The organism is Arthrobacter alpinus (assembly GCF_900105965.1).
In the GTDB taxonomy this organism is placed as follows: domain Bacteria; phylum Actinomycetota; class Actinomycetes; order Actinomycetales; family Micrococcaceae; genus Specibacter; species Specibacter alpinus.
Window position 1 is genome coordinate 814133 of record NZ_FNTV01000001.1, and the last position, 25897, is coordinate 840029.

The 25897-nt window shown below is 61.3% G+C and carries 22 protein-coding genes and 2 pseudogenes; 17 read left to right on the top strand and 7 right to left on the bottom strand.

Annotation, left to right across the window (positions count from 1 at the left end):
• Nucleotide 1 precedes the first annotated feature (1 nt).
• From carA to BLV41_RS03770, 10 genes and pseudogenes are all read left to right on the top strand, one after another.
• Nucleotides 2–1183: a glutamine-hydrolyzing carbamoyl-phosphate synthase small subunit gene (carA, locus tag BLV41_RS03720; RefSeq protein WP_074710581.1), complete on the top strand. Its 1182-nt coding sequence runs from the start codon at nucleotides 2–4 to the stop codon at nucleotides 1181–1183.
• Nucleotides 1183–4491: a carbamoyl-phosphate synthase large subunit gene (gene carB / locus BLV41_RS03725; RefSeq protein WP_074710583.1), complete on the top strand. Its 3309-nt coding sequence runs from the start codon at nucleotides 1183–1185 to the stop codon at nucleotides 4489–4491. Before carA ends, carB begins: the two co-directional genes overlap by 1 nt.
• A complete protein-coding gene (pyrF, locus tag BLV41_RS03730) occupies nucleotides 4484–5350 on the top strand; it encodes an orotidine-5'-phosphate decarboxylase (protein ID WP_074710585.1) in 867 nt (288 codons plus the stop codon). Before carB ends, pyrF begins: the two co-directional genes overlap by 8 nt.
• Before the next feature lie 127 nt (nucleotides 5351–5477).
• Nucleotides 5478–5798 carry an integration host factor, actinobacterial type gene (gene mihF, locus BLV41_RS03735; RefSeq protein ID WP_074710587.1) on the top strand — a complete coding sequence of 107 codons (321 nt, stop codon included), beginning with the start codon at nucleotides 5478–5480 and terminating at the stop codon, nucleotides 5796–5798.
• Nucleotides 5795–6409, top strand: coding sequence for a guanylate kinase (gene gmk, locus BLV41_RS03740; protein ID WP_044575392.1), 615 nt, complete (start codon nucleotides 5795–5797; stop codon nucleotides 6407–6409). Before mihF ends, gmk begins: the two co-directional genes overlap by 4 nt.
• 66 nt (nucleotides 6410–6475) lie before the next feature.
• Nucleotides 6476–6733: a DNA-directed RNA polymerase subunit omega gene (gene rpoZ, locus BLV41_RS03745; RefSeq protein WP_044575390.1), complete on the top strand. Its 258-nt coding sequence runs from the start codon at nucleotides 6476–6478 to the stop codon at nucleotides 6731–6733.
• A gap of 31 nt (nucleotides 6734–6764) precedes the next feature.
• A pseudogene (locus BLV41_RS21380) lies at nucleotides 6765–8122 on the top strand (bifunctional phosphopantothenoylcysteine decarboxylase/phosphopantothenate synthase).
• Between the two features lie 87 nt (nucleotides 8123–8209).
• Nucleotides 8210–9412 (top strand): methionine adenosyltransferase, encoded by a 1203-nt coding sequence (gene metK, locus BLV41_RS03760; protein ID WP_074710591.1) that lies wholly within the window; start codon nucleotides 8210–8212, stop codon nucleotides 9410–9412.
• Between the two features lie 113 nt (nucleotides 9413–9525).
• Nucleotides 9526–11652, top strand: a complete 2127-nt coding sequence (locus tag BLV41_RS03765; RefSeq protein ID WP_342028167.1) for a primosomal protein N' — start codon at nucleotides 9526–9528, stop codon at nucleotides 11650–11652.
• 651 nt (nucleotides 11653–12303) lie between these two features.
• The gene (locus tag BLV41_RS03770; protein ID WP_139244193.1) at nucleotides 12304–12912 is read left to right on the top strand and encodes an HNH endonuclease signature motif containing protein; all 609 of its coding nucleotides are present in this window, start codon (nucleotides 12304–12306) and stop codon (nucleotides 12910–12912) included.
• An 11-nt stretch (nucleotides 12913–12923) separates the two neighbouring features.
• Here the strand turns inward: BLV41_RS03770 and BLV41_RS03775 are convergent.
• Nucleotides 12924–13514: pseudogene (locus BLV41_RS03775) on the bottom strand (lysoplasmalogenase family protein).
• Nucleotides 13515–13726: 212 nt separating this feature from the next.
• On the opposite strand from BLV41_RS03775, the gene BLV41_RS03780 reads away from it, so the two are divergent.
• The gene (locus BLV41_RS03780; protein ID WP_074710595.1) at nucleotides 13727–14377 is read left to right on the top strand and encodes a GyrI-like domain-containing protein; all 651 of its coding nucleotides are present in this window, start codon (nucleotides 13727–13729) and stop codon (nucleotides 14375–14377) included.
• Here BLV41_RS03780 and BLV41_RS03785 read toward each other — a convergent pair.
• The 5 genes from BLV41_RS03785 to BLV41_RS03805 all read right to left on the bottom strand — a co-directional run bounded on the left by BLV41_RS03785 (nucleotide 14374) and on the right by BLV41_RS03805 (nucleotide 18531).
• Nucleotides 14374–16170 carry an acyl-CoA dehydrogenase family protein gene (locus BLV41_RS03785; protein WP_074710597.1) on the bottom strand — a complete coding sequence of 599 codons (1797 nt, stop codon included), beginning with the start codon at nucleotides 16168–16170 and terminating at the stop codon, nucleotides 14374–14376. The two genes, BLV41_RS03780 and BLV41_RS03785, sit on opposite strands and share 4 nt — an antisense overlap.
• Before the next feature lie 299 nt (nucleotides 16171–16469).
• The gene (gene crcB, locus BLV41_RS03790; RefSeq protein ID WP_074710599.1) at nucleotides 16470–16847 is read right to left on the bottom strand and encodes a fluoride efflux transporter CrcB; all 378 of its coding nucleotides are present in this window, start codon (nucleotides 16845–16847) and stop codon (nucleotides 16470–16472) included.
• Nucleotides 16844–17338, bottom strand: a complete 495-nt coding sequence (locus tag BLV41_RS03795) for a fluoride efflux transporter FluC (protein WP_074710601.1) — start codon at nucleotides 17336–17338, stop codon at nucleotides 16844–16846. The genes crcB and BLV41_RS03795 overlap by 4 nt, the downstream gene beginning before the upstream one ends.
• A complete protein-coding gene (locus tag BLV41_RS03800; RefSeq protein ID WP_074710603.1) occupies nucleotides 17335–17835 on the bottom strand; it encodes a universal stress protein in 501 nt (166 codons plus the stop codon). The genes BLV41_RS03795 and BLV41_RS03800 overlap by 4 nt, the downstream gene beginning before the upstream one ends.
• 9 nt (nucleotides 17836–17844) lie before the next feature.
• A complete protein-coding gene (locus tag BLV41_RS03805) occupies nucleotides 17845–18531 on the bottom strand; it encodes a hypothetical protein (RefSeq protein ID WP_139244194.1) in 687 nt (228 codons plus the stop codon).
• 209 nt (nucleotides 18532–18740) lie between these two features.
• Between BLV41_RS03805 and gcvH the strand changes: the two genes are divergently transcribed.
• The 5 genes from gcvH to BLV41_RS03830 all read left to right on the top strand — a co-directional run bounded on the left by gcvH (nucleotide 18741) and on the right by BLV41_RS03830 (nucleotide 21914).
• The gene (gene gcvH, locus BLV41_RS03810) at nucleotides 18741–19127 is read left to right on the top strand and encodes a glycine cleavage system protein GcvH (RefSeq protein ID WP_074710607.1); all 387 of its coding nucleotides are present in this window, start codon (nucleotides 18741–18743) and stop codon (nucleotides 19125–19127) included.
• A gap of 162 nt (nucleotides 19128–19289) precedes the next feature.
• The gene (locus BLV41_RS03815; RefSeq protein WP_083360584.1) at nucleotides 19290–19772 is read left to right on the top strand and encodes an FHA domain-containing protein; all 483 of its coding nucleotides are present in this window, start codon (nucleotides 19290–19292) and stop codon (nucleotides 19770–19772) included.
• Between the two features lie 39 nt (nucleotides 19773–19811).
• Entirely contained in the window at nucleotides 19812–20546 is a 735-nt protein-coding gene (gene ftsR, locus BLV41_RS03820; protein WP_425284285.1) for a transcriptional regulator FtsR, read from the top strand.
• Complete coding sequence (locus BLV41_RS03825; protein ID WP_074710609.1) at nucleotides 20543–21052, top strand: bifunctional nuclease family protein; 510 nt, start codon at nucleotides 20543–20545, stop codon at nucleotides 21050–21052. The genes ftsR and BLV41_RS03825 overlap by 4 nt, the downstream gene beginning before the upstream one ends.
• 268 nt (nucleotides 21053–21320) lie before the next feature.
• Nucleotides 21321–21914 carry a MerR family transcriptional regulator gene (locus BLV41_RS03830; protein WP_074710612.1) on the top strand — a complete coding sequence of 198 codons (594 nt, stop codon included), beginning with the start codon at nucleotides 21321–21323 and terminating at the stop codon, nucleotides 21912–21914.
• Between the two features lie 73 nt (nucleotides 21915–21987).
• Here BLV41_RS03830 and BLV41_RS03835 read toward each other — a convergent pair whose 3' ends face one another.
• Nucleotides 21988–22824, bottom strand: coding sequence for a ParA family protein (locus BLV41_RS03835; RefSeq protein ID WP_074710614.1), 837 nt, complete (start codon nucleotides 22822–22824; stop codon nucleotides 21988–21990).
• Nucleotides 22825–22976: 152 nt separating this feature from the next.
• On the opposite strand from BLV41_RS03835, the gene gcvP reads away from it, so the two are divergent.
• Nucleotides 22977–25820, top strand: coding sequence for an aminomethyl-transferring glycine dehydrogenase (gene gcvP / locus BLV41_RS03840; RefSeq protein WP_211481648.1), 2844 nt, complete (start codon nucleotides 22977–22979; stop codon nucleotides 25818–25820).
• Nucleotides 25821–25897: the final 77 nt, after the last annotated feature.

Consider the following 25897-nt stretch of genomic DNA (forward strand, 5'->3'; position numbering starts at 1 on the left):
AATGAGTGATGCAACTATGCCTGCACAGGCACTTTTGGTCTTGGAAGATGGCCGCACTTTCCGTGGCACCAGCTACGGAGCGCAGGGTTCGGCCCTGGGCGAGGCCGTCTTCACCACCGGCATGACCGGATACCAGGAAACCCTCACGGATCCTTCCTACGCCCGCCAGCTGATCGTCCAGACGGCACCCCACATCGGTAACACCGGTGTGAACAAGGACGACAATGAATCCACCCGGATCTGGGCCGCAGGCTACGTTGTTCGTGACGCCGCCCGCCGCCCCTCCAACTGGCGCAGTGAAGGAACCCTCGACGACGAGCTCACCAACCAGGGCATCGTCGGCATCCAGGGCGTTGACACCCGCGCCATCACCCGCCACCTGCGCGAACGCGGCGCCATGAAGGCCGGAATTTTCTCCGGTGACGACGCCGCCCGCCCGGAAGCCGAGCTCTTGGCCGAAGTCCTGGCTCAGCCGTCCATGGCTGGCCTGCGCCTTGCTGAAGAGGTCAGCGTGAAGGAAGCGTACGTCGTCGAGCCTTCGGCCCACGGCTGGGAGGGTGAGCCGCTGTTCACCATCGCCGCACTGGACCTGGGCATCAAGGCCATGACACCCACCCGCTTCGCCGAGCGTGGCGTGCGCGTGCACGTCCTGCCCGCAGCCACAACCTTCGAAGAAGCACAGGCGCTGAACCCCGATGGCGTGTTCATCTCCAACGGCCCCGGCGACCCCGCCACTGCCAACCGCCAGGTCAGCTTCGTGCGCAGCTTCCTCGACGCCGGCGTGCCGTACTTCGGCATCTGCTTCGGCAACCAGATTCTGGGCCGCGCCCTGGGCTACGGCACCTACAAGCTGCGCTACGGCCACCGCGGCATCAACCAGCCCGTCATGGACCGCAGCACCGGCAAGGTTGAAATCACCAGCCAGAACCACGGCTTCGCCGTCGATGCGCCGCTGGATGGGCCCACCCAGGCCCCCGAGGAGCGCTTCGGACGCGTTGAGGTCAGCCACATCAGCCTCAACGACCAGGTTGTTGAAGGCCTCTCCTGCCTGGACATCCCCGCCTTCTCGGTGCAGTACCACCCCGAGGCCGCTGCCGGCCCGCACGACGCCGCCTACCTGTTCGACAGGTTCATCACGCTTATGACCGCCAGCAAGACCGCACAGAGCCAGGAAAACAAGTAATGCCAAAGAGGGAAGATCTCAAATCAGTTCTGGTCATTGGCTCCGGCCCGATCGTGATCGGCCAAGCCGCCGAGTTTGATTACTCCGGCACCCAGGCCCTGCGTGTCTTGAAGGAGGAGGGCCTGCGGGTCATCCTCGTCAACTCCAACCCGGCCACCATCATGACCGACCCCGAGTTCGCCGACGCCACCTACGTTGAGCCGATCACCCCTGAGGTCATCGAGAAGATCATCGCCAAGGAACGCCCCGACGCCATCTTGCCCACACTGGGCGGGCAGACGGCCCTGAACGCGGCCATCGCCCTGGATAAGAACGGCGTGCTGGCCAAGTACAACGTCGAGCTGATCGGCGCGAACATTGCAGCCATCGAGCTCGGCGAGGACCGTGAAAAGTTCAAGGGCGTTGTTGAGCGGTGTGGCGCCGAGAGCGCCCGCAGCCACATCATCCACACCATGGATGAGGCCTTCGCAGCCGCCGAGGACCTTGGTTACCCCATGGTTGTGCGCCCGTCCTTCACGATGGGTGGCCTGGGCTCCGGCCTGGCGTACACGCCGGCGGACCTCACCCGCATTGTGGGCCAGGGCCTGCAGTACAGCCCCACCACCGAGGTTTTGCTTGAAGAGAGCATCCTCGGCTGGAAGGAATACGAGCTGGAGATGATGCGCGACAAGAACGACAACGTTGTTGTTGTTTGCTCCATCGAAAACTTTGACCCGGTAGGCGTTCACACGGGTGACTCCATCACCGTTGCCCCGGCCATGACGCTGACGGACCGCGAGTACCAGAACCTGCGCGACATCTCCATAGCCGTCATCCGCGAGGTTGGCGTTGACACCGGTGGTTGCAACATCCAGTTCGCGATCGAGCCCGACACAGGCCGCGTCGTCGTGATTGAGATGAACCCGCGCGTTTCCCGCTCCTCGGCTTTGGCTTCCAAGGCCACCGGCTTCGCGATCGCAAAGATCGCCACGAAGCTGTCCTTGGGCTACACGCTGGATGAGATTCCGAACGACATCACGCAGAAGACCCCGGCCTCCTTCGAGCCGAGCCTTGACTACGTTGTTGTGAAGGTTCCCCGCTTCGCCTTCGAGAAGTTCCCGGCAGCTGACCCCACGCTGACCACCACCATGAAGAGCGTGGGCGAGGCCATGGCCATTGGCCGCAACTTCACCGAAGCCCTGCAGAAGGCGCTGCGATCCTTGGAGCAGAAGGGCGCCAGCCTTGACTTCTCCTCGGTCAACGCCCTGGATGTCCCCGAGCTGATCGAGGCCGCCAAGCGCCCCACCACCGATCGCCTGTCACAGGTCCAGCGCGCCCTGTTGGGCGGCGGAACCATCGAAGAGCTGTACGCAGCCACCGGCATCGACCCCTGGTACCTGGACCAGTTGGTGCTGCTGAATGAGGTTTCGGCCACGATCCGCCAGTCCACCGCCCTGACACCGGAGATGCTGAAGCTGGCCAAGCGCCACGGCTTCTCCGATGCCCAGATCGGCGCGTTGACGAACAACTCCGAGGCTGTGGTGCGCGGTGTCCGCCAGGCGCTGAACATCCGCCCCGTGTACAAGACCGTGGACACTTGTGCGGCCGAATTCAACGCGTACACCCCGTACCACTACTCCTCCTACGACGAGGAAGATGAGATTGCGCTGCACGAGAAGCCCTCGGTGCTCATCCTGGGCTCCGGCCCCAACCGCATCGGTCAGGGCATCGAGTTTGACTACTCCTGCGTCCACGCCTCCATGGCGCTGCGCAAGGCCGGCTACGAGACCGTCATGGTCAACTGCAACCCGGAAACTGTCTCCACCGACTACGACGTCTCCACGCGGCTGTACTTTGAGCCACTGACCCTTGAGGACGTCCTCGAGGTCATCGCTGCCGAAGAACGCACCGGCGGCGTCTTGGGCGTGTTTGTTCAGCTCGGCGGCCAGACCCCGCTGAAGCTTGCCCAGGAATTGGCCGACGCCGGTGTGCCCATCTTGGGTACGTCGCCGGAGGCCATCGACCTAGCCGAACACCGCGGCATGTTCTCCCGTGTGCTCGACGAGGCCGGCTTGATTGCGCCCAAGAATGGCACGGCTGTGTCCTTCAACGACGCCAAGAAGATCGCGGACGAGATCGGTTACCCCGTTCTGGTCCGCCCGTCCTACGTCTTGGGCGGCCGCGGCATGGAGATCGTCTATGACGAGGCCAACCTTTCCCGCTACATCAAGAACGCCACCGAGATCACCGAGGCCCACCCGGTCCTGATCGACCGGTTCTTGGAAGACGCCATCGAGATCGACGTTGACGCCTTGTTCGACGGCACCGAGATGTACCTCGGCGGCATCATGGAGCACATTGAGGAAGCCGGCATCCACTCCGGCGACTCCGCTTGTGTTCTGCCTCCCATCACGCTGGGCAAGGACGTGCAGGAACGCGTCCGCAAGGCCACTCTTGCCATCGCCGAGGGCGTGGGCGTGCGCGGCCTGATCAACATCCAGTTCGCACTGGCCTCCGACATCCTGTACGTCCTGGAAGCCAACCCGCGTGCCTCCCGCACCGTGCCGTTTGTCTCCAAGGCAACCGGTGTGCAGATGGCCAAGGCTGCCGCACTGATCGGTGTGGGCGTGTCCATCGCCCACCTGCGCAGCGTCCACCACATCCTGCCCGAGGTTGGCGACGGCGGAAACCTGCCCGACAGCGCCCCCGTGGCCGTCAAGGAAGCGGTTATGCCGTTCGCACGCTTCCGCACCGTCGAGGGCCACGTTGTGGACTCCCTGCTGGGCCCGGAAATGCGCTCCACGGGCGAGGTCATGGGTATTGACAAGCATTTTGACACGGCATTTGCCAAGAGCCAGGCCGGCGCCAACAACGCCCTGCCCGTTTCCGGCAAGATCTTTGTCTCGGTGGCCAACCGTGACAAGCGGTCCATCATCATGGCTGTCAAGCGACTTGCTGACCTGGGCTACGAGATCGTTTCCACAGGTGGCACGGCAGATGTCCTGCGCCGCAACGGCATTGAGTCCACCATCGTTCGCAAGATCGGCGAAGGCACCTCCGAAACAGGCGAGGGCACCATCGTTGACCTGATCAACAATGGAGAGATCGACATGATCTTCAACACGCCCACAGGCGGTACGGCACGCGGCGACGGCTACGAAATCCGTGCAGCCGCCGTCTCCATCGGCAAGCCCTGCATCACCACGGTGGCCGAGTTCAACGTGGCCGTCCAGGCCATGGAGGCCCTGCGCACTTACGAGTGGGACGTCACCAGCCTGCAGGAACACGCAAAGGTTCTTGCCGCAGGATTGGCAGCACAGAATGCCTAGCCAGCAATCCAGCGTGAAGTTCGACGGCGGTCGCGCACCTTTCGGTGCGCGGCTCGCCGCTGCGATGATCGCCAGGGGTCCGCTCTGCGTGGGGATCGATCCCCATCCGGCGCTGCTGGCAGCCTGGGGCCTGGATGATTCCATCCAGGGCCTGCGCACCTTTTCGCAGACGGTGCTGGAGGCTGTTGAACCATTGGCTGCCGCCATCAAGCCGCAGGTGGCGCTCTACGAGCGTCACGGTTCGGCCGGTCTGGCAGTTCTCGAGGAACTCCTGGCAGCAGCCGCAACGACCGATGTGTTGAGCATTGCCGACGCCAAACGCGGAGACATTGGCTCCACCATGGCCGGATATGCCGATGCTTGGCTGCGCGACGGGTCTGCGCTGGCCGCCGATTCCGTAACGCTGAGCCCATACCTGGGCTTCGAATCGCTGCGTCCGGCCCTGGACCTTGCAGCGGCCAACGGCCGTGGTGTGTTTGTGCTCGCACTGACCTCCAACCCTGAGGGCGCCTCGGTGCAGCATGTGGGTGGCGCGGAATCCGTGGCCAAGCGCATTGTGCAGGCAGCCGCCGTCGAAAACCAGCGCTACTGCGCCGATGCGCTTGGCTCTGTTGGCCTGGTGGTGGGTGCCACCGTTGGAACGGCGTTAGTTGATCTTGGCATCGATTTGGCTGCGGTCCACGGCCCGCTCTTGGCTCCGGGACTGGGTGCTCAAGGCGCCACCGGTGCTGACATGAGGGCAACCTTTGGTGCGGCCTACCCGGCGGTACTTGCCACCTCCAGCCGCGGCATTCTTGCGGCCGGACCCGGCCTCGATGGCTTGCGGGCGGCGACAATCGAGACGCTGCAGGGGCTGTAGATGCAGGGTGCCTAGCACCCGAGGCGAAAATTAGCCAGATTGATTTGCTTCCCCGGTGCGGATAAGTTCGAAGAATTACTGAGTTCGAACCCCGCGCCGGGGACAGCCATTGCCAGGGGGCCTTTTTGTGAATTTGCCGCAGCTGTCCCAACAGGAACGCGCTGACGCACGTATCAAGGCCCTCGCGGCCAGGGCTATTCGTTCCCAGATTAAGCAAGATTTGAAAACAGGGCAGGTCAGCGTGGCCGTCGTACTCGATGCGGCCGCTCGTGAACCTGCCCTGGACCGACTTAAAGTGTGTGAATTACTCGAAGCCCTTCCGGGCATTGGAAAGGTACGTGCAACCGTGATCATGAGCGAGCTGGGGATAGCCCCAACCCGCAGGGTGCGTGGCCTGGGCGTACACCAGCGCCGCGCCTTGGTGGACTACCTAGGGGAACAGCGATGAGCACTGTCGAGGTACCAGCAGAGAGCACCAAGCGCATCAAGGCACGCAGTGGGGTGACAGTTCTTGCCGGGCCCACCGCCGTCGGCAAGGGCACCGTCTCCACGTTCATCCGGGACAACTACCCCGATGTTTGGCTTTCAGTTTCGGCCACCACGCGTGCGGCCCGTCCTGGCGAGCATGAAGGTGTGCACTACTTCTTCAAGACCAACGATGATTTTGACGCCCTCGTGGCTGACGGAGACCTCCTTGAATGGGCCGTGGTCCATGGCGTCAACCGCTACGGCACCTTGCGCAGCACCGTCAACGCGGCCGTTGCCCAAGGAAAATCGGTTCTGTTGGAGATTGACTTACAGGGCGCACGCCAAGTCAAGGAAGCCATGCCGGAAGCCGATTTCGTCTTCCTGGCACCGCCCAGCTGGGACGAATTGGTCCGCCGTTTGGTGGGACGCGGCACAGAAAGTGCCGAAGAACAGCAGCGACGGCTGGAAACAGCTAAACTGGAACTTGCTGCCGCGCCGGAATTTGATTACATCATCGTCAATGACGATGTCAGCCGTGCTGCAGCCGCGCTGGTTGACCTGATGGGGCTCACGCCTCACCACATTGTTTAATCGGACAGTTTGCTTTCACAACTGCCTGATTCGCAAGACACCCTTTCGATTTTTTTGGAGAAGTAATTGACTACACAACCCGAAGGCATCATCAATCCCTCGATCGATTCGCTGCTTGAAGCTGCCGATTCGAAGTACGGACTGGTCATCTTTGGTGCCAAGCGCGCACGCCAGATCAACGCCTACTACGCACAGCTCCACGAGGGCCTGTTCGAGTACGTTGGCCCCTTGGTTGACACCAAGCTGAACGAGAAGTCCCTCTCGATCGCATTCCGTGAAATCGACGAGGGCCTGCTGGTTTCCACGCCTGTCGAGACCGCGTAACTGCAGCTCGAGCACACCCACGGTGTCTAAGTTGAATATTGTCCTAGGGGTAGGCGGCGGAATCGCCGCCTACAAGTCCGCGTTGTTGCTGCGCCTCTTCACCGAGGCCGGCCACGCTGTCACCGTCATACCCACTGAGGCGTCCACGAAGTTTGTGGGTGTTGCCACATGGGAGGCGCTGAGCGGGCGACCCGTCACGAATGATGTTTTTGACTCCGTGGATCAGGTCAACCATGTCCGTATTGGGCATGAAGCAGATCTGATCGTGGTGGCCCCGGCGACCGCTGACCTGTTGGCCAAGGCTGCCGGGGGCCACGCAAACGACCTCTTGACCACCACCTTGTTGATGGCCCGGGGGCCGGTGTTATTTGCCCCGGCCATGCACACGGAAATGTGGCAACACGCCTCGACAGTGGCAAATGTGGCCACACTGCGCTCACGCGGAGTGCGTGTCCTGGATCCGGCTGTCGGCCGCTTGACGGGCCCCGATACGGGTCCCGGCCGCTTGCCGGAGCCCGAAGAAATTTTCGCGGCCGCCATGGCGCTGATTTCGGGTGTGCCTGACGCTGCCCCGTGACGGACGACGCCGGGTCCCCGGCGCCCCTGTCAACGGAACCCGAAGTTCCTGCTCCCGCTGCAGTGGTTCCCACCGAACCGGCCGCTTCTGTGCCGGATGCGTCAAAGCGCATCAACGGTCCGCTGTCAGGTGTCGGCGTGCTCATCACGGCCGGTGGCACCCGCGAGCCGCTGGACCCCGTCCGGTACCTGGGCAACAAATCTTCTGGCAAGCAGGGTGTGGCGCTGGCCGAGGCGGCTCTGGCTGCCGGAGCCGATGTCACCTTGATCCACGCACCCATGGAGGTGCCGGCACCCGCAGGCGCTTCAATCCAACGGATCGAGACCGCGCTTGAGCTGCGTTCGGCCACGTTGGCCGCAGCCGCAACGGCCGACGTCGTGATTATGGCTGCTGCAGTGGCGGATTTCCGGCCAGCCAACATCTCCACCGGGAAGATCAAAAAGCGCGACAACGCGGACGATCCCATCATCAGGCTGGTCCGCAACCCCGACATCTTGGTTGAGGTCGTTGCCCACCGTGCCGCCCAAAACCAGAAGCAACTGATTGTCGGTTTTGCTGCAGAGACCGGCGATGACCAGGGCGACGCCCAAACGTACGCACAGCAAAAACTCATCCGAAAAGGTTGCGACCTCCTTGTCGTCAACGAGGTCGGCCCGGGGGATTCTGGCGATGAGCGGGTCTTCGGCCAGGACACCAACCATGTGGAGATTCTCTCCCTTGACGGTGCCAGCCCCGTGCAATCGGACGGCAGCAAGCGTGAGGTGGCGGACGCCGTCGTGCACCTCATTGCACAGCGCCTGGCCGCCGGTTGAAACTGCGGGCACCCACCCTTGCCGACTGTGTGACATTTCAAGTCCGGAGCCCCCGTGGCCCGGCACGATCCCAAGTAAAGTAGAACAGTGACTTCAGCAAACCCCCTGCGCCTATTCACCTCCGAATCCGTGACGGCAGGACACCCCGACAAGATTTGTGATCAGATCAGCGACGCCATCCTTGATGCGCTGCTGGCCGAAGATCCGGATTCCCGCGTAGCAGTGGAGACCATGGCCACCACCGGTCTGGTCCACGTCGCCGGCGAGGTGACAACCAACGCCTACGTTGAAATCCCGCAGATAGTCCGCAACACCATTCTGGACATTGGCTACGATTCCTCGGCCAACGGCTTTGACGGCGCCCGGTGTGGCGTTTCGGTCTCGATTGGACAGCAGTCACAGGACATTTCCGACGGCGTGTTCAACGCTCTCGAGGTCCGCGAGGGAACCGCTGTCGACAAGTACGACAGCCAGGGAGCAGGCGACCAGGGCTTGATGTTTGGCTATGCCAGCAACGAGACCGCCTCCTATATGCCCACTCCCATCTTCTTGGCGCACCGACTTTCCGAGCGCCTGACCGATGTGCGCAAGTCCGGACTGCTGGAATACCTGCGCCCGGACGGCAAGACCCAGGTGACCATCGGGTACGACGGCGAAAAGCCCGTCTCCGTTGACACCGTCGTCATCTCAAGCCAGCACGCCGAAGGCACGATGCTGGACAAGCTGCGCGCTGACTTGCAGGAATTCGTCATTGCCCCCGTCATGGATGCCTCCGGACTTGATATTGCCGGTCTCAAGACGTACCTGAACCCGGCCGGTCCCTTTGTCGTGGGCGGCCCCGTGGGCGATGCCGGCCTGACGGGCCGGAAGATCATCGTTGACACTTACGGTGGCATGGCCCGCCACGGTGGCGGCGCATTCTCCGGCAAGGACCCGTCAAAGGTTGACCGTTCGGCCGCCTACGCCATGCGTTGGGTTGCCAAGAACGTTGTAGCCGCCGGTCTTGCTGCGCGTGCTGAAATTCAAGTTGGCTACGCCATTGGTGTTGCCCGGCCCGTGGGTGTGTATGTTGAGACCTTTGGCACCGAAACGGTTGATCCGCGCCGCATCGAGGACGCCATTGCGGCTATTTTCGATCTGCGACCCATGGCCATCATCGACAGCCTTGACCTCAAACGGCCCATCTACGCCAAGACGGCCGCACATGGCCACTTCGGACGCGACGATGCCGATTTCACGTGGGAAAACCTTGACCGCGTGGATGCCCTGAAGGCTTATTTCAACGCCTGAGCGCGTTAGTTTTCCACAGCTAAGCACGGCTCGCCGACAATTTGTCAGTGGGCTGTGCTTAGCTGGCTTAAGGGACTTTTCACTGATAAACCGCAACGAACTAGGGGGCCACCGTGGACGATGATCTCAGCCATGGCGTGCAGATGAGTCTCCTGAGTGGTTTTGTTGCCAAGGAGCGTGTGGCCGATCCCCATAGCGGCGTAGTCTTGGCTTCCCAATTGCCGGTGGCCCAGGTCATTATTGATTCTCCGCTGCCGCACCTGGACAGGATCTTTGATTATTCCGTTCCGCTGGAGCTCGACGCCGATGCCCAGCCTGGGGTCCGGGTGCGGGTGAAGTTCTCCGGTCAGGATCTTAATGGCTTCCTCGTGGGCCGGGTGGCCGAGTCTGAGAGTACGCGGTTGGTCCCGCTGGCGCGAGTGTATTCGGCTGTGCCGGTCCTGTCACCTCATGTCCTGGAATTGGCGCGAAAGGTGGCCTCGCGGTATGCCGGAACCGTGGCCGACGTTCTGCGCGTTGCCGTCCCGCCGCGGGTTGCCAGTCTTGAAAAGGTCTACCTGAAAAAGGAAGCCGAGCGTGCCGCAGAGATGGCAGCCGCCACCGCCGGGGCGGCCCCTGCCGCGGGCGATCCCGCGGCCCATCCCGGCCATTCACTTTTTGGTGAATACCCGCATGCAGAGGATTTCCTGACGCAGCTGGCCATGGGGGCCAGCCCCAAGGGCGTTTTCGCTGCCCTGCATGGGTGGGGGCCGAGGTCATGGCATCATCAACTTGCCCAGGTTGCGGCCTATTGCCAGCTCTCAGGGCGCGGCGCAATCGTGGTTGTACCCGATTTGCGCGATTTGGAGCTTCTGGAACAAGCATTCGCCACTGTTCTTCCCGCAGACAGCTTTGTGAAGCTTACGGCTGACGACGGTCCAAGCTTGCGCTATGCCAACTTCCTGCGCATCCTTGCCGGGGATGTTCGGATCGTCATCGGAACCCGCTCTGCCGCCTATGCACCTGTGGCCGACCTTGGATTGGTTTGTTGCTGGGATGACGGCGACGAGCTCCACATTGAGCGCCGTGCACCGTACCAACACAGCCGCGATGTCCTACTGCTCCGTTCCGACGCGGAGAATGCGGCAGTCCTGATGGCAGGGCACAGCCGGAGCAGTGAATCCCAGCGTCTCATTGCCACCGGGTGGGCCCAGGAACTCGTCGCGTCGCGTCCAGAGGTCCGCAAGGCCACAGCCAGGATCGTCAGCACCTCGGATTCGTTCGAACAGGAACGTGATCCTGCGGCTGCCCTTGCCCGGCTACCGCACCGAGCGTGGGAAACCGCACGAGCCGCCTTGAAGTTTGGGCCGGTGCTGGTGCAGGTGGCACGCACAGGATATGCGCCTGCGCTTGCCTGCCAACGTTGCCGTGAGGTTGCTCGATGCCGGCATTGCACCGGGCCGCTCATGCAGACACGGGCCCCCGGGTCGGCTTCTTCCATGGTCATCTGCAAATGGTGCGGGCAGGTGGAGACAGCCTTTAGCTGCAACACCTGTGGGAACCACGAGCTCCGGGCCATTTCGGTCGGTGCGCTTAGAACTGCTGAAGAATTGGGCCGCGCCTTTCCCTCGGTTCCCGTTATTTCTTCATCCGGTGACCACATCAAGGCCACGGTGGGGGACCGCCCGGCCATTGTGGTGGCCACCATCGGGGCGGAGCCCGTCGCGCCCCACGGTTATTCTGCTGCCTTGTTGCTGGACGGGGATTCCATGCTTAGGCGTGAATCGCTGAGGGCTGGCGAGGAGACGTTGCGGCGGTGGATGAATGCCGCAGCTCTCGTTCGTTCTGCGAAGGACGGGGGAATTGTTGTGGTGACGGCGGAAGAGTCTCCTGAGGTGGCAGCGCTGGTGCGCTGGGACCCTGCCGGCCACGCCGAACGAGAGTTCGCGTTGCGGCACGAACTTGGGCTGCCACCTGCCATGCGGCTTGCGTCGCTAACAGGTTCCGAGGCCGATGTGGCGGCGTTTCAATCGGCTCTGAAGCTGCCGGATGAAGTTCGCAGCATTGGACCCGCGCCAGTCCTTTTCGGACGCACAGGAGCCCCGGGTGAAGACGCCCCGGACTACCGCACCATCCTGCTGTTCCCATATTCCATGGCCGCATCCGTGACGGCCGATATGCGGGCACTGAAAGCGTCCAACGCGGCGCGCAGAGTGGGATCGCCCGTACAAGTAAGGTGCGACGGCCTGGACGTGCTTTAGTGGGCCGCCGTTGCTGAGACGAGTGCCATTTCAACAAGGCCCTGGTCCTGCGAGTTCCCGAGGTCACGGCCTCGGCGTTCGCTCATCATAGTGTTGGTCTTCTCCGCCACCACCGGGCCACATAGGCGGCGTTGAAGCCGGGTGACCTCTCGTGGCTGTATGAGTGTTCGGTGCTAAATGAACTCACCACGGTAGGCAGTACTCCCGGTGTCACCGAGACGGATGTGTACGGATTTGAAGCCAGGCTATTGGTTTTGGCGCTCGGGACCACCGCGTCGGGGCTTGCTTCGAAGGCGCGTCGTGCGCGGGAGCAGCTATTTCCGGACTCGATCATGACCCGCTTCACCCGGAGCGCCAGGGCGGCCAAGAACGACCCCCCGCCACGCGCGGCACGCTCAGGAGCATCGGACCCTAGCCCAACTGCGGGTCGGCATGGCGGCCCTGGTGTTGATGGGTCAAGACCTCCCCGCCAACAGCTCCACCCGCCCTGCTGCTGCTTTCCCAAGCCCGAACACACCAGGCCCCGGTACTGCACGGGCCGGCAGCACCAACCCAGCCCCTGGCCCGCCCGATGATCCAGCTAATGACGCGTACCGGTCCCCGGGTTTTGATGGTGTGGTGGTGGCGGGTCCGCCGTTGCCGCAGGCGATCGTGTTGATCAAGGTCCCGGTGCTGGGGTTGTTGGATCCAACCGAGGAGTCGGGGGAGTTGGTGGCTCTTTCCGGTGGTCCTGTCCCGCTCGAGATGGCTGGGGAGCTGTTGGCGGGCTCGTCTACGTTCTTGAGGGTGTTGACGGATCCGGTGACGGGCGAGATTTTTCCGGTGAGTCCGGACCGGTGCACGTTGCGGGAGGCTGAGCGTGAGGTGTTACGGGCAATGGTGGGCCGGCGTTACTGCCCGAATTGTATTGATCCGATCCTGGATACGGAGTTCGATCATCTGTTCCCGTTCGAGTCGGGCGGAAAGAGTACGGTGGAGAATGTTTTCCCAGCGTGCAAAAAGCATCACGGACTAAAACACTTTAAGGACGATAAAGCCCGGCACGGTGTGTATCGCCGGCTCAAGGAGCCCCACCGTGCCGGGCTGCGGCTTCGTGGCTGGACACCGCGAGCCACGCAGGACGGGATGGTCGGCTGGATCACCCCAACGGGCGCTTATGAATCGCCCCAACAAGATGAAACCCAACCCGTCCACTACCCGCGATGGCTTAAGAAACACATCACCTGGCAGCGCCTCAGAAAAACGATCAACGCTAGATAGAGCAACAGAGCCTAGCGCTGCCCCGCCTTGTCACGAGAGGCGCGGCTCAAGGCTATGACGGTTCCCGCGGCTATCAGTCCTTGACCAATCGTGTAGGTCAACATGACCATTCCACTGGTCCAGTCGGGCATGAGTTCCAAGGCAAAAATTCTAAACGCCAAGATGGTGTCCGAAGCAAGGAAGAACATGCCGCCACAAAGAACCAAGAGGTTGCAGCGTGTTGACAGGGCAGCGGTACCGCCTAGAACCAGCCCATAGGCAGCAATGGCAGGGGCAAGCCCCTGCGCCCTGGGTCACAAAACAACCAGCAAGATTACCCACCAGAGGGCAAAGAAAAGGATCCACCAGGACGGCGGCCTGAGCGCCAAGTGACGCCAAAAAAGACGGATGTAGCACAGGTGAGCCACACCGAAGAAAAGCAACATCAGGGGCAGGGCAGGTGCGAACGGGAACAGTGTTCCAGCGCCGTCGCCCAACCAGGAGAAGACCAAGCCGAGCGTAAGCAACAGCCAAACTCTTCTAGCCGTCTGCCACCGATTGGCCAGCCCCAGGCGCGTAAGCTGACTTGACGCGGTGAGAACGGCCAATACCAGCATCGGCATCAGCCAGAGCTTCGTGGGGTCCGCAACCGAGTCGTTGTTGGCAAAACGAGTTCCTACATGGATCACGCAGACAACGATGTACGGGATGAAGCCCAGCCAGATCCTCCACGGCGCCTTCAGCGAGACGTTGGATTCAGTTATCAAGACACTCCTTTGTGTGGCTGCGAGACCCTAGAATTGGCGAAAGCACCCGGGTAGACAAGGAAGAACGCATGGATAAATACGATCATAAAAAGGCCCACAAGAAGCTGTTCGCCCCAGGTGCCAAGGACTTTTCTCTCGTTGAGGTGCCCGCCTTCAACTATCTTGCCGTCGATGGGCACGGTGACCCCAACGTTTCCGCGCAATATGTTGACGCGCTGGCCGCTCTCTACTCGGTTTCCCATGCCGCGAAATTCGCCAGCAAGACGAGCCTTGGACGTGACTACGTGGTGGCGCCCTTGGAAGGACTCTGGTGGGCGCAAGACATGACCGATTTCGTATCTCGTGACAAAGACAGATGGGCCTGGACCATGATGATTTGCCAGCCTCACTGGATCACCACTGAAATCATCGAGGAATCGGTGGCCAAGGCGGCGGCGAAGAAAGACCTGCCCGCCTTGGCCCGTCTCCGCCACATGGAGTTGGTCGAAGGATCCTGCCTCCAAATCCTCCATCTTGGTTCCTACGACGACGCGGGGCCCACCCTGGACAGGATGCACAACAGTTATATGCCTGCCAACAACTTGAGTTTCAATGGAAAGCACCATGAAATTTACCTCAGCGATCCTCGTCGGACCGCACCCGAGAAGCTGAAAACCATCTTGCGTCAGCCGGTGCGCAAGCTCAGGCAGGAGTCCGCCCCAGTGGGGGACCCTCCTTAGCGCCTGACTTTCCGTGCAGAACCCGACAGTTGATGGGCGTCCAATGCGAACAAATCGGTTGAGCCGGCCGTCGCAGGACCCAGAAGGCTGGCGCACGCAGGGAGTATTTGTTCGGCATGGAATCGTGCCAAGACCAATTGGGTCTGTGCCAATTCCTCATCGCCCGTTGCTGCTGCGGCGAGTGCGGCCCGAGCAAGCATCCACGCGCTGGTGCACAGTCCCCACATCCGCATATACGGCGTTGATCCGGACAAGACGGCGTTCGGATCGCCCGGGCCTGTGCGTAGCATCCAGTTGGTGGCTTCCTCAAGAGCGGTGAATTGGCGGCCCAGTTCTTGGCGAATGCTGGCGAAATCGTCACCAGCGGCATCAAGAGCTCCCTCAATTTCACGCATGGTTGAAATGAATTCCAGTATCGATGCCCCGCCGCGAATGCCCAGCTTGCGGCCCACAAGATCGGCCGCTTGGATGCCATTGGTTCCTTCATAAATTGCGGCAATGCGAACATCGCGGACATGCTGGGCTGCGCCAGTTTCCTCAATGAAACCCATTCCGCCCTGAATCTGCAGCGCCAAAGAGGAAAGTTCATTGCCCAGATCGGTTCCATATGACTTGCAGATCGGTGTCAGGATACCCACTATTTCCTCGGCCCTGGCCCTCACTGAGGGGTCTGGATCGTTAGTGCTGCGGTCAACGTAAACGGCATCAAGCAAGGTGAGGTAACGCAGGGCGGAAATAGAGGCTCTCTGAGTCAACAACATGCGCCGAACATCGGGGAAGTCGATGATGGCGGAGCTGCTTTCGGTGGCCCCGATCGCCACCCCTTGCCGGCGGTCTTGGGCATAGCTAAGTGACTGCTGATAGGCGCGTTCGGCTACGGCCAGCCCCTGGACCCCAACGCCAAGGCGTGCGCTGTTCATCATGACAAACATGATCCGCATTCCGCGGTTTTCTTCGCCGATCAGGTAGCCGGTGGCATTTTCATAGGAGAGGACGCATGTGGGCGACGCGTGGATGCCCATCTTGTGCTCAAGGGAAACGGTCTCAACGGCATTTCGTTCCCCGAGGGATCCGTCGTCGTTGACAAGGAATTTTGGCACTATGAAGCACGATATTCCGCGGGTGCCAACGGGTGCGCCCGGAGTCCGTGCCAACACCAGATGGACTATCTGATCGGCCATATCGTGGTCGCCATAGGTGATGAAGATCTTTTGGCCGGTGATCGCGTAAGTGCCGTCGTCGTTTTTCACGGCCCGGGTGGTCAAAGCACCCACGTCCGAGCCAGCTTGCGGCTCTGTAAGGTTCATGGTCCCGGTCCACTCGCCACTCACCATTTGAGGCAGGAAACGTTGCTTTAGTTCATCGCTGCCGTAATGCAGCAGTGCCTCAATGGCCCCCTGGGTCAGCAAGGGGCAAAGTGAGAATGCCATATTGGCACTTGTCATGAGTTCTTGAATCACCAGGCCCACGGTGCGCGGAAAGCCGCCCCCGCCGAATTCCTCCGGCAGCGGCACGGAGCCCCACCCAGCGTCAACATATTGCTGATACACCTCTTTAAATCCATCAGGGGTCAGCACGGTCCCATCAGGCTGAAGCCGGGATCCCTGGATGTCGCCTGGCTGGTTGGTGGGGGCTACCGCCTCGCTCATGAACTCGCCGCATTGCTCAAGTAGTTCGACGACGGTGTCGAGATCGGCGTGTTCAAAGCCTGGCAGTGAGGCGATGTCCGGGTATCCGACAACATGCTCAAGGGCGAAGGCGATATCTGCAAGGGGAGGCTGGTATTCGTTCATGATCGTCAGCGTACCCTCGGGTAACTTGTTTGTCTCGGAATTGAGTTACTTGCCAGTAATGTGGCGTGGCTCACGTGAAGCGAGATGTTGTGTGGAGTGTGAAATGGCGCTCATTACGCCCCTTGAGTTCACGGCATTGGCCAAGTGGAGGGTAATGTTCATTGTAGCCAATGCGCTCTTCTCAGAGTTAGCTGCGGTTAGGCCCGTACGAGTATCTCGCCGATGCTCTGCGGGTCGTCTTAGTTAAACGACGGATTCGAAACAGGATCGTTTCGAAGGTGCGACTCGAGCCATGAGCATTACGCAAGTCCGCCAAGCCAGAATCCCAAGGCGGCGGCACCCACGCTGGCAGCCAGTGTGCCGAAGGCATTGGCGAACGAGGCGGCGTAGCGCTTCTCGCCGAGGAGGCGCAGTGTTTCGTAGCTGTTGGTGCTAAAGGTCGTATAGCCGCCCAGAAACCCCGTTCCCAAAATGAGTGCCCATTCCCGAGGGACCACGTTTCCGGCTGCCATTGCAGTCAAAAGGCCCAGTGCCAGGGAGCCGGAGACATTGATAGTGAACGTTGCCCATGGAAACGCAGTCTGGAAACGTCGGCCCATGGCACCATCCAGCAGGAAGCGGGCAATGGCGCCGAGCCCGCCTGCCAGTGCCAGGGCGATGAAAACAAGCGCAGTCATGAACGTCCGCCGTACTGTGATCCCGCTGAAGTAGTGTGCACCGGCGGCTCAGAAGCAATACGGCGACTGCCCAAAGCCATGCCCACCCATGTGGCCACGCCGCCAACCAGCACCGTTCCAAGACCATAAACCGCGGCCGGCCCCACACCCTGGGCGGCGGTTCCGGAGAGCGAAACCATCCCCACGGCAAGCGTGCTGTACGTGGTGAAGCCACCGCAAAATCCAGTTCCCAGGAGAAGCTGCAGCCGCCGTCTCCGAGGCAAGGCCGGGGTATCGGCAGCGTCAGGCCGTGGTGGATTCTGGCTCGCCGCCCGGGCCAGCGATGAGAGCAACAGTCCGAGCACAAAAGCACCAACAACATTGGCCAGCGCGATCGCCCACGGTATGCCGCCGGCGTCGGGAATGGCCAGGACCAGTCCCTCCCGTGCCGCGGCACCAAGTGAGCCACCAATCCCTATGAGAGCCAGGGAATGAAAGAGGTGCGGCTTCACAAACGGTCCTTGGCAACAGTTCCAGCAAAGGTGGGCACCACGAGCACAGGGCAGCTGCCCAGCCGGGTCAGGTGGGCTGCCACCGAGAGGCGCAAGATCTCGCGCAGGTGCGTGCGGGCATCGCCATGGGTGCCAACCACGATCATGGTTGCACCTGTGATTTGGGCGCAGCGCGCCAAGGCACGGGCCGGATCACCGGCTAGCAGTGCGGTGCGCCACTGAACCGGGCTCGAGCCCAGCCGCAACTCCAACTCTGAGGCCAGCTCGGCCGGGAAGGACGCTTCGCTGGCGTCCATGAAGTCCGGGTCAACGGACTCGGAGGTGACAGATCCATCGGCTTTCTCTTCGACCGGAAAGCGTGCCGGGTTTGAGTAGGCGCAAATGAGCGGGCAGTTGAGGGCGGCAGCAAGTCGTGCGGCCTCAAGAACGACGCCGGCCGGCTGGCCCGGGTGGACACCAGCCAGAACGCAGGTCTGATTCGGCGATGGCTGCGGCACGGTGTGCGCCTAGGCCTGCGGTGTGCCGGTGGGCTCGGCTGGGGGATTTTTGCGCTGCGCCTTGATGGCCGCCTTGGCGGCCCGCTCCTTGGCGGCCCGCTCCTTGGCGGTTTCGTTGTCGCGGAGGAGTTTCTCAGCGGCCTTGATTTCGCGGATCTTGCGTCCGCGTCTCATCCACATCCGCCCCAGCACGATGACAGCCACGGCGCAGATGACACCAACCACCATGAAAATCTGGCTCCAGGTCCCGAACCAGTTGGCGCTGTTGGCCCAAATGGAGCGGGCGTCTGCTGCGGTTTGCGTGGTCCCGTACAAGACGCCGAGCGTAAGCAGGTTCGGGACGGTCAAAATAACGCCCAAAACCGCCAGGGAAACTCGAACCCACTTATTGAGTTTGCGATGGTGCGCCTGCCACGCCACCAGGACGGGGACAAACGAGAATGCAAAACCGTAAAACATTCCAAGGGGGATGCTGTTGCCTAATTGATTCCCAATCTGATTTCCGATCGACTTCGCCCAGATCAAGGGAACTGTTACGGAGGCAACCATGTACCCGACCACGAGCAATGCTGCGATGATCACGCCAAGAATGGTGCGAAACAGCCAGACCGGCATCTTGGTCCTGACCTCATTCCCAGCACGTTTGCTGGAATCTTTCGAACCATCAGTCGGCGTGGGGGCTAATGAATCAGTCATGGAAGAATCATCTCAGAGTTGGTGGGTGCTGCGCGGGTCATTTCGATTAAATATGCTAGAAAGTACCTTCGACTTGTCAAGAACGGCCACACACTAAAGACTGGTTGTGGATCGTTGGAGAATTCTTGCGGCCCGATGTGTTTTAGATTCACTTTAGACTTCACTTTTTCTTCGCCAGGCACGCGATGAAACCCGAAAGGTGCGCATTAATGAGTAACATTCCAGCAGAACTGTCCTACACCGGCGAGCACGAATGGGTCTTGGCCCCCACTGCCGACGGTGTAGTTCGTGTGGGCATCACCGATTTTGCACAGGACGCACTAGGCGATGTGGTGTACGTCCAGGTTCCGGACCTTGGAACCGAGGTCACGGCTGACACTGTGGTCGGTGAGGTTGAGTCCACCAAGAGCGTCAGTGACATTTACGCTCCGCTGACCGGAACGGTCACCGCTCGCAATGAAGCCCTGGATGCTGATCCGGCACTGATCAACTCGGACCCGTACGGTGCTGGGTGGTTGCTCGAAATTACCTTGACCGATCCTGCCAGCTTCGACTCGCTACTCAGCGCAGCCGAGTACCAAGAAAAGGTAGGCTAGTAGCTAAGGATTATTTGGCGAGGAGGCTGGCCTAAGTACGTGACTTTAAGTCTGTACTAGCTGCTTCCACCCAGATCGTTCCCAGCGACGGCTCATACATTGTTAGTAACTGAGGAAGCAACCGCCACCTCGGTCAGTTTTTTTCAGCAAGGAGGAGTACCAATGGTTGACACGGGTAACGGCGCCGGGGTGAATGATCAGGCGATCTCCCAAGATCAGCCCGGTGCTACAGATACAACGTCGATCCACCTCGCTCCCGTTCAGACCGGGCCTTCAACGGTGCCGGTTCTAGCGCCCGAAGAACAAGCCGCCGTGAATTCGCTTCCTGCTGGCTCTGCTCTGCTCATCGCTCATGCGGGGCCCAATGCTGGCGCCAGGTTCTTGCTGGACAGTCATGTCACCACGGCTGGCCGGCATCCTGAAGCGGATATTTTCTTGGACGATGTGACTGTTTCTCGACGGCACGTGAATTTCATGAAGTATGACGGTGGGTTTGAAGTCATCGACGCCGGAAGTCTCAACGGGACCTATGTCAACGGGGACCGTGTTGATTCGGTCCGTCTGCGGACTGGTAATGAAGTGCAGATAGGCAGGTTCCGACTCACCTACTACTTCAGCTCCAACAACCCGGCCGTGGATTCCTAGGCTGCCGTGGGAAGTTTGAATACTGGCGCGGGGCGCCGGTTGGTGGACGTGCAGTCCACCAACCGGCGCCCCGGAGTCGCATCCGTTCTAAACATTGGTGAAGTCCTGGCGCAGTTGACGGCGGATTTCCCGTCAGTGACGGCCTCCAAGATTCGCTTTTATGAAGAAAAGGGACTCATTACCCCGCAGCGAACTGCTGCGGGGTACCGTCAGTTCCGGGAGACCGACGTCGAACGGCTGCGGTTTGTATTGGCTCTCCAACGCGACCATTACCTGCCGTTGAAGGTGATCCGTGAGTACCTTGATGCGATCGATCAAGGGCAGACTCCCCAGAACCTGCCGCCGGGAGTTTCCATTGCACCGCGGATGGTCTCCGATGACCTGCTTCGTGAGCTCAAGGGCCGAGCCCGCCGCCTGACGCCCGAGCAGCTGCGCAGCGAGTCAGGCGCCAGCGTCGACTTATTTGACACCATGATCAGCTACGGATTGATAGCTGTTCACGAAGGCACCTTTGACGATCATGCCGTGAGGGTTGCCCAGGCCTGCACCGCGCTGGCTGCGCACGGACTTGAACCCCGGCACCTGCGACCCTTCCAAGCCGCGGCCGACAGGGAATTTGGGCTCGTTGAACGAGCCGTGGGCCCGGTGTCTTCGCGCAAGGATGGTACGTCCGCCATGCGTGCCGCCGAGTCTGCCCGTGAAATTGCTGAGTTGTGCCTGAGCCTGCACAGTGCCCTGGTGCAGGCGCGAATCTCCGAAATGGAAACTCCATGATCGAAGTGGAGATTGTGGGCGTCAGGATTGAGCTCCCTTCAAACCAGCCCCTCGTACTCCTGCGCGAAAAGCAAGGCGAACGGCACATTCCCATTTGGATCGGCGCAGCAGAGGCAACAGCCATCGCCCTCGCTGAACAGGGCGTCGTGCCACCGCGGCCCTTGACCCACGATCTTTTGTGCGGTGTGGTCTTGGCGCTGGGACACAGAATCCAGGATGTGGTGCTAACGAGGGTCGAAGACGGAGTCTTCTACGCTGAACTGCGCTTCGAGAACGGGACAGTCGTTGGATCGCGGGCCTCTGATGCCATTGCGGTCGCCCAGCGGGCACAATGCCCCATCATGGCCCACGATAGCCTGATCGAGGAGGCGGGGGTGGTGATCGGTGGCAATGACGAGGACGGAAATGCTGAAGTCATCGCCGACGACGACGAAGCCAAGGAACGTGAGGTTCGTCAATTCCGTGAATTCCTCAATGACGTCGAGCCCGAGGATTTTGAGAAGTAATCCTTGCGATCTAGCGGATTTTCCGCAATGTCTAACCTTAAAGCTGAGCCTGAAAGTTTCGACACGCTGAAATTGTTGTGCGGACGTCTTTGACCTTGCTCCCGCTGAGATCTAACGTCAAAGTAGTGAGTTCCCCATTGCAAGCCCAAGCTGGCACGGGCACACTTGAGGTTAGAGCCCCTACAGCTCTCCCTGAAGTGCTGTTTGTGCGTTGACAGTAAAGCGTGCAAGCCAACCGTTCGGGGGAACTGTGAACAGGAGGATCCACGTGAGTGCCAAGAGTGACGCCGGCGAGCCGACGGCGGCCGTTGTCCCCAGTGCTGCCTTGCGTGCAGGATCGCAAGGCCTGCTGTTCACCGAAGATCTGCCTGTCCTTGATGCACACGCGGGATACCGCGGACCCACGGCTTGTAAGGCTGCCGGCATCACCTACCGCCAACTCGACTACTGGGCCCGTACCGGTCTGGTTGAACCGGCCGTGCGCGGTGCAGCAGGCTCAGGCTCCCAACGCCTCTACGGCTTCCGCGACATTCTTGTGCTCAAGGTCGTCAAGCGGCTTCTTGACACCGGAGTATCCCTCCAGCAAATTCGAACCGCTGTAGAACACCTGCGTGAACGCGGCGTAGAAGATCTAGCCCAGATCACCTTGATGAGCGACGGTGCGTCCGTCTATGAATGCACCTCCGCGGATGAGGTCATTGATCTGGTTCAGGGCGGACAAGGCGTCTTCGGCATCGCCGTTGGTCGCGTATGGCGTGAGGTTGAAGGCAGCCTTGCGGCCCTCCCCAGCGAACACGCAGCCGTCGCGGCGTACCCTGATGATGAGCTCAGCAAGCGACGCGAAGCCCGCAAGATCTCCTAGGAACCAAAGAAAGCAGCCCGCTGAATTCAGCGGGCTGCTTTTTTGTTTAAGTTCCAGTAAGTCCAGTGCGGAACTAGCCGCGGTACAGGCGGCTTCGGGTGGCACTCTGGTTCAGAACCGAATCCAGCAACCGGTCAAAGAGGGCCGAAGCGTTCTTGGCGGAATCCCCGGGCCACTGGTGCACGGGGTGTGCGGCGCCCTGGATCTGTTGCCAGTTGGCCTGCTCCGGAATTGTCGGCGAGAGCAACAGGTCACCAAACATGGTCTTCATTTCACCCAAGCGGTAGGCGTGCTCGTTGGAACCGGTCCGGACGCGGTTGGCCACAATGCCAGCGGGTACCAGTGACGGGGCAAATTCGGTGCGGAACAGCTCGATGGCACGCAAGGTGCGCTGCGTTCCGGCCACGGAGAACAAACCCGGCTCGGCGACAAGCAGAACTCTGCTGCTTGCTGTCCATGCCATGCGGGTCAACCCGTTAAGGGACGGCGGGCAGTCGATCAGCACCAGTTGGTAGGGGGCGGTGCCGTCGCGGTCGGCATTTCCCAACACGGTGGAGAGCCGGCGCAGATCACGCTTGCCAAGGTCCGGACGGTCGTAGATGCCGCTAAAGGCCGAGCCCATCGCGACGTCGAGCGTTGGGGCGGGACCGGCGTCGTGCTGGTGGGCGGCAAGCCAACCGCTGGGGACAACATTGGCGCCCAGATCCGCCTTGCGGGCGTTCTTAATCATCTGGCCAATGTCGAGCTGGTCGCGCGCGGCGACACCCAGGCCGGTCGTGGCGTCCGCATGGGGATCAAGATCGATCACCAAGGTGGGGATGCCGGAGGCTAGCGCTGCCGAGGCCAAGCCAAGCGTGACTGAGGTCTTGCCGACGCCGCCCTTGAGGCTGCTGATACTCACTACTTGCACGGATGAACCATTACCCTTTGCGTTGCTTACTCAATCATGTGCTGTGCTGTTAGCCCTGACACATACAATAGCTGTGGAACGTTCGCGACTTGGAGAACCCATTGACAAATACCGCTGAAAATTTGCCGGAACGCCAGAGCACAAACAACCTTGTGTCGGCCAACTTTAGTGATCGACACATTGGGGTTACTGCGCAGCCCCACATTCATCATATGTTGACCACCCTAGGATTTGGTTCTTTGGAGGCGCTAACCACAGCCGCGCTGCCAAAATCGATCTATTCGGCTGAGCCGATGAACCTTCAGGCCGCCGTGTCGGAGGAAGCCATGCTGGCCGAATTGAAGGCGCTGGCGGGCAAAAATACCGTCAACAAGTCCTTTCTGGGGCAGGGCTACTACGGTACACACACCCCGGGTGTGATTCAGCGCAACGTTTTGGAAAGTCCGGCCTGGTACACGGCCTACACGCCGTACCAGCCCGAAATCTCCCAGGGCCGCCTCGAAGCGCTGCTGAATTTCCAAACCGTCGTGTCGGATTTGACGGGCATGGTTACGGCAAACGCCTCCATGCTGGATGAAGGTACCGCCGCCGCCGAGGCCGTGGCCTTGATGCGCCGCAACAACCGCGCAGCCTCCGACCGTGCCGTCTTGCTGATCGATGCCGACGTGTTCCCGCAAACCTTGGCCGTTGTTACCACTCGCGCCAAGGCCATGGGCCTGCCGCTGTTGGTTCACGACTTCGACGCCGAACTTCCGGACGTTGAGTTCTTCGGTGTGCTCCTGCAGTCCCCGGGAGATTCCGGGCTGATCCGGGATCTTGCCCCCATTGTTGCGGCAGCCCACGAACGCAAAGCCCTCGTGGCAGTTGCCGCAGACCTGTTGGCGCTGACCCTGCTGGAATCTCCCGGCGCCCTTGGCGCCGATCTGGCTGTAGGTACCTCCCAACGCTTCGGCGTGCCCATGGGCTTCGGTGGCCCGCACGCCGGCTACATGGCCGTCCGCAAGGGCTTGGAGCGATCCCTGCCGGGCCGTCTGGTAGGCGTGTCCAAGGATGCCGCCGGAAACCAGGCCTACCGCCTGGCCCTGCAGACCCGCGAGCAGCACATCCGCCGCGAGAAAGCCACATCCAACATCTGCACGGCCCAGGTTTTGTTGGCCGTCATGGCCGGCATGTACGCGGTCTATCACGGCCCCGAGGGGCTGCGAAAGATTGCAACCCGAGTGCACCTCAGGGCGCAGGTTGTGGCGGCAGCCGCCACAGCGGCCGGACATGCCCTGGTTCACGCCAACTTCTTCGACACCGTGAAGATCAAGGTCACCTCGCAGAGCGGCCACGCCGCCGCCGAACTGGTTGCCGCCGCCCACCGCGCCGGCTACCTGCTGCGCCAGGTGGACCACGACCACCTGCAGATCGCCGTGGATGAGACCACCACAGAGGCCGACGTCGCCGCCTTGGCCACGCTGTTTGGCACCCAGACGCCAACAGTTGCCCCGGACGCCGCCACTGCCGTGCTTCCAACACCGGCACGTGCCACGGACTTCATGACCAATGCCGTGTTCCATGCGCACAACTCGGAAACCCAGATGTTGCGCTACCTGCGCAAGCTCTCGGACGCCGATTACGCCCTGGACCGCGGCATGATCCCGCTGGGCTCGTGCACCATGAAGCTGAACGCCACCGCCGAAATGGCCGCCGTGACATGGCCCGAGTTCTCCAACCTGCACCCGTTCGCACCCGCCTCGGACACTGTGGGCATTGTTGAAATGGCCACGCAGCTGGAAGCCTGGCTGGCCGAGATCACCGGCTACGACGCCGTCTCGGTGCAGCCCAACGCCGGTTCGCAGGGCGAATTTGCCGGGCTCATGGCCATCCGCGCCTATCACGTGGAAAACGGTGACTCGGAACGTGACCTTGTCCTGATCCCCACCTCGGCCCACGGCACCAACGCCGCCTCCGCCGTCATGGCCGGCATGAAGGTTGTGGCCGTTGCTACCGACGGTTTCGGCAACATTGACATTGACGACCTCAAGCACCAGATCTCCGTCAACGAGAACCGCCTGGCCGCCATCATGGTCACCTACCCGTCAACCCATGGGGTGTTTGAGACCGAAATCAGCACCATATGCGCCATGATCCACGACGCCGGCGGGCAGGTCTACGTTGACGGCGCCAACCTTAACGCTCTGGTGGGCTTGGCTCAGCCGGGCAAGTTTGGTGCCGATGTCTCCCACCTGAACCTCCACAAGACGTTCTGCATCCCGCACGGCGGCGGCGGACCCGGCGTAGGCCCCGTTGCCGTTGGCGCGCACCTGGCCAAGCACCTTCCGGCCCGCGAACTCGACGCCGGCACCTCGGTTGGTTTGGTCTCCAGCGCACCCTACGGCTCGGCGTCGATCCTTCCCATCTCCTGGGCCTACATTCGCATGATGGGACCTGACGGGCTGCGTCTGGCCACCCAAACTGCCATTTTGTCGGCGAATTACATTGCCCGCCGCCTCAGCGAGCACTACCCGGTGCTGTACACGGGTGCCCACGATCTGGTGGCGCACGAGTGCATTCTGGATCTGCGGGGCATCACCGCGGATTCCGGCGTCAGTGTGGACGATGTGGCCAAGCGCCTTATCGACTACGGCTTCCACGCACCCACCATGTCCTTCCCGGTCGCCGGCACCTTGATGGTGGAGCCGACTGAATCCGAGGACCTGGGTGAAATTGACCGTTTCATCAATGCGATGATCTGCATCCGCAAGGAAATTGCGGCCGTGCAGGACGGGCTTTGGCCCGCGGACGACAACCCGCTGGTGCATGCTCCCCACACGGCACAAAGCATCACCCAGGAGTGGGACCACCCCTACAGCCGTGAAGAAGCAGTCTTCCCGGCCGGCGTGGATCCGCGTGCCAAGTACTGGCCGATCGTTCGCCGCATTGACCAGGCCTACGGCGACCGCCACCTTGTTTGTTCCTGCCCATCCATTGAGGAACTCGCTGAGCAGTAACGGATCTGGCCGACCGCAAGATTATTACGCGCCCCTGCAGTGATCTGTGCCACACGATTTGGTGCAGAATAGCTGCA

Bases quoted from the DNA above. Each gene is read 5' to 3' on its own strand.
- carA (WP_074710581.1), top strand. From the start codon at position 2: ATGAGTGATGCAACTATGCCTGCACAGGCACTTTTGGTCTTGGAAGAT.
- carB (WP_074710583.1), top strand. From the start codon at position 1,183: ATGCCAAAGAGGGAAGATCTCAAATCAGTTCTGGTCATTGGCTCCGGC.
- pyrF (WP_074710585.1), top strand. From the start codon at position 4,484: ATGCCTAGCCAGCAATCCAGCGTGAAGTTCGACGGCGGTCGCGCACCT.
- gmk (WP_044575392.1), top strand. From the start codon at position 5,795: ATGAGCACTGTCGAGGTACCAGCAGAGAGCACCAAGCGCATCAAGGCA.
- BLV41_RS03780 (WP_074710595.1), top strand. From the start codon at position 13,727: ATGGATAAATACGATCATAAAAAGGCCCACAAGAAGCTGTTCGCCCCA.
- BLV41_RS03785 (WP_074710597.1), bottom strand. From the start codon at position 16,170: ATGAACGAATACCAGCCTCCCCTTGCAGATATCGCCTTCGCCCTTGAG.
- crcB (WP_074710599.1), bottom strand. From the start codon at position 16,847: ATGACTGCGCTTGTTTTCATCGCCCTGGCACTGGCAGGCGGGCTCGGC.
- BLV41_RS03805 (WP_139244194.1), bottom strand. From the start codon at position 18,531: ATGACTGATTCATTAGCCCCCACGCCGACTGATGGTTCGAAAGATTCC.
- gcvH (WP_074710607.1), top strand. From the start codon at position 18,741: ATGAGTAACATTCCAGCAGAACTGTCCTACACCGGCGAGCACGAATGG.
- BLV41_RS03815 (WP_083360584.1), top strand. From the start codon at position 19,290: ATGGTTGACACGGGTAACGGCGCCGGGGTGAATGATCAGGCGATCTCC.
- BLV41_RS03825 (WP_074710609.1), top strand. From the start codon at position 20,543: ATGATCGAAGTGGAGATTGTGGGCGTCAGGATTGAGCTCCCTTCAAAC.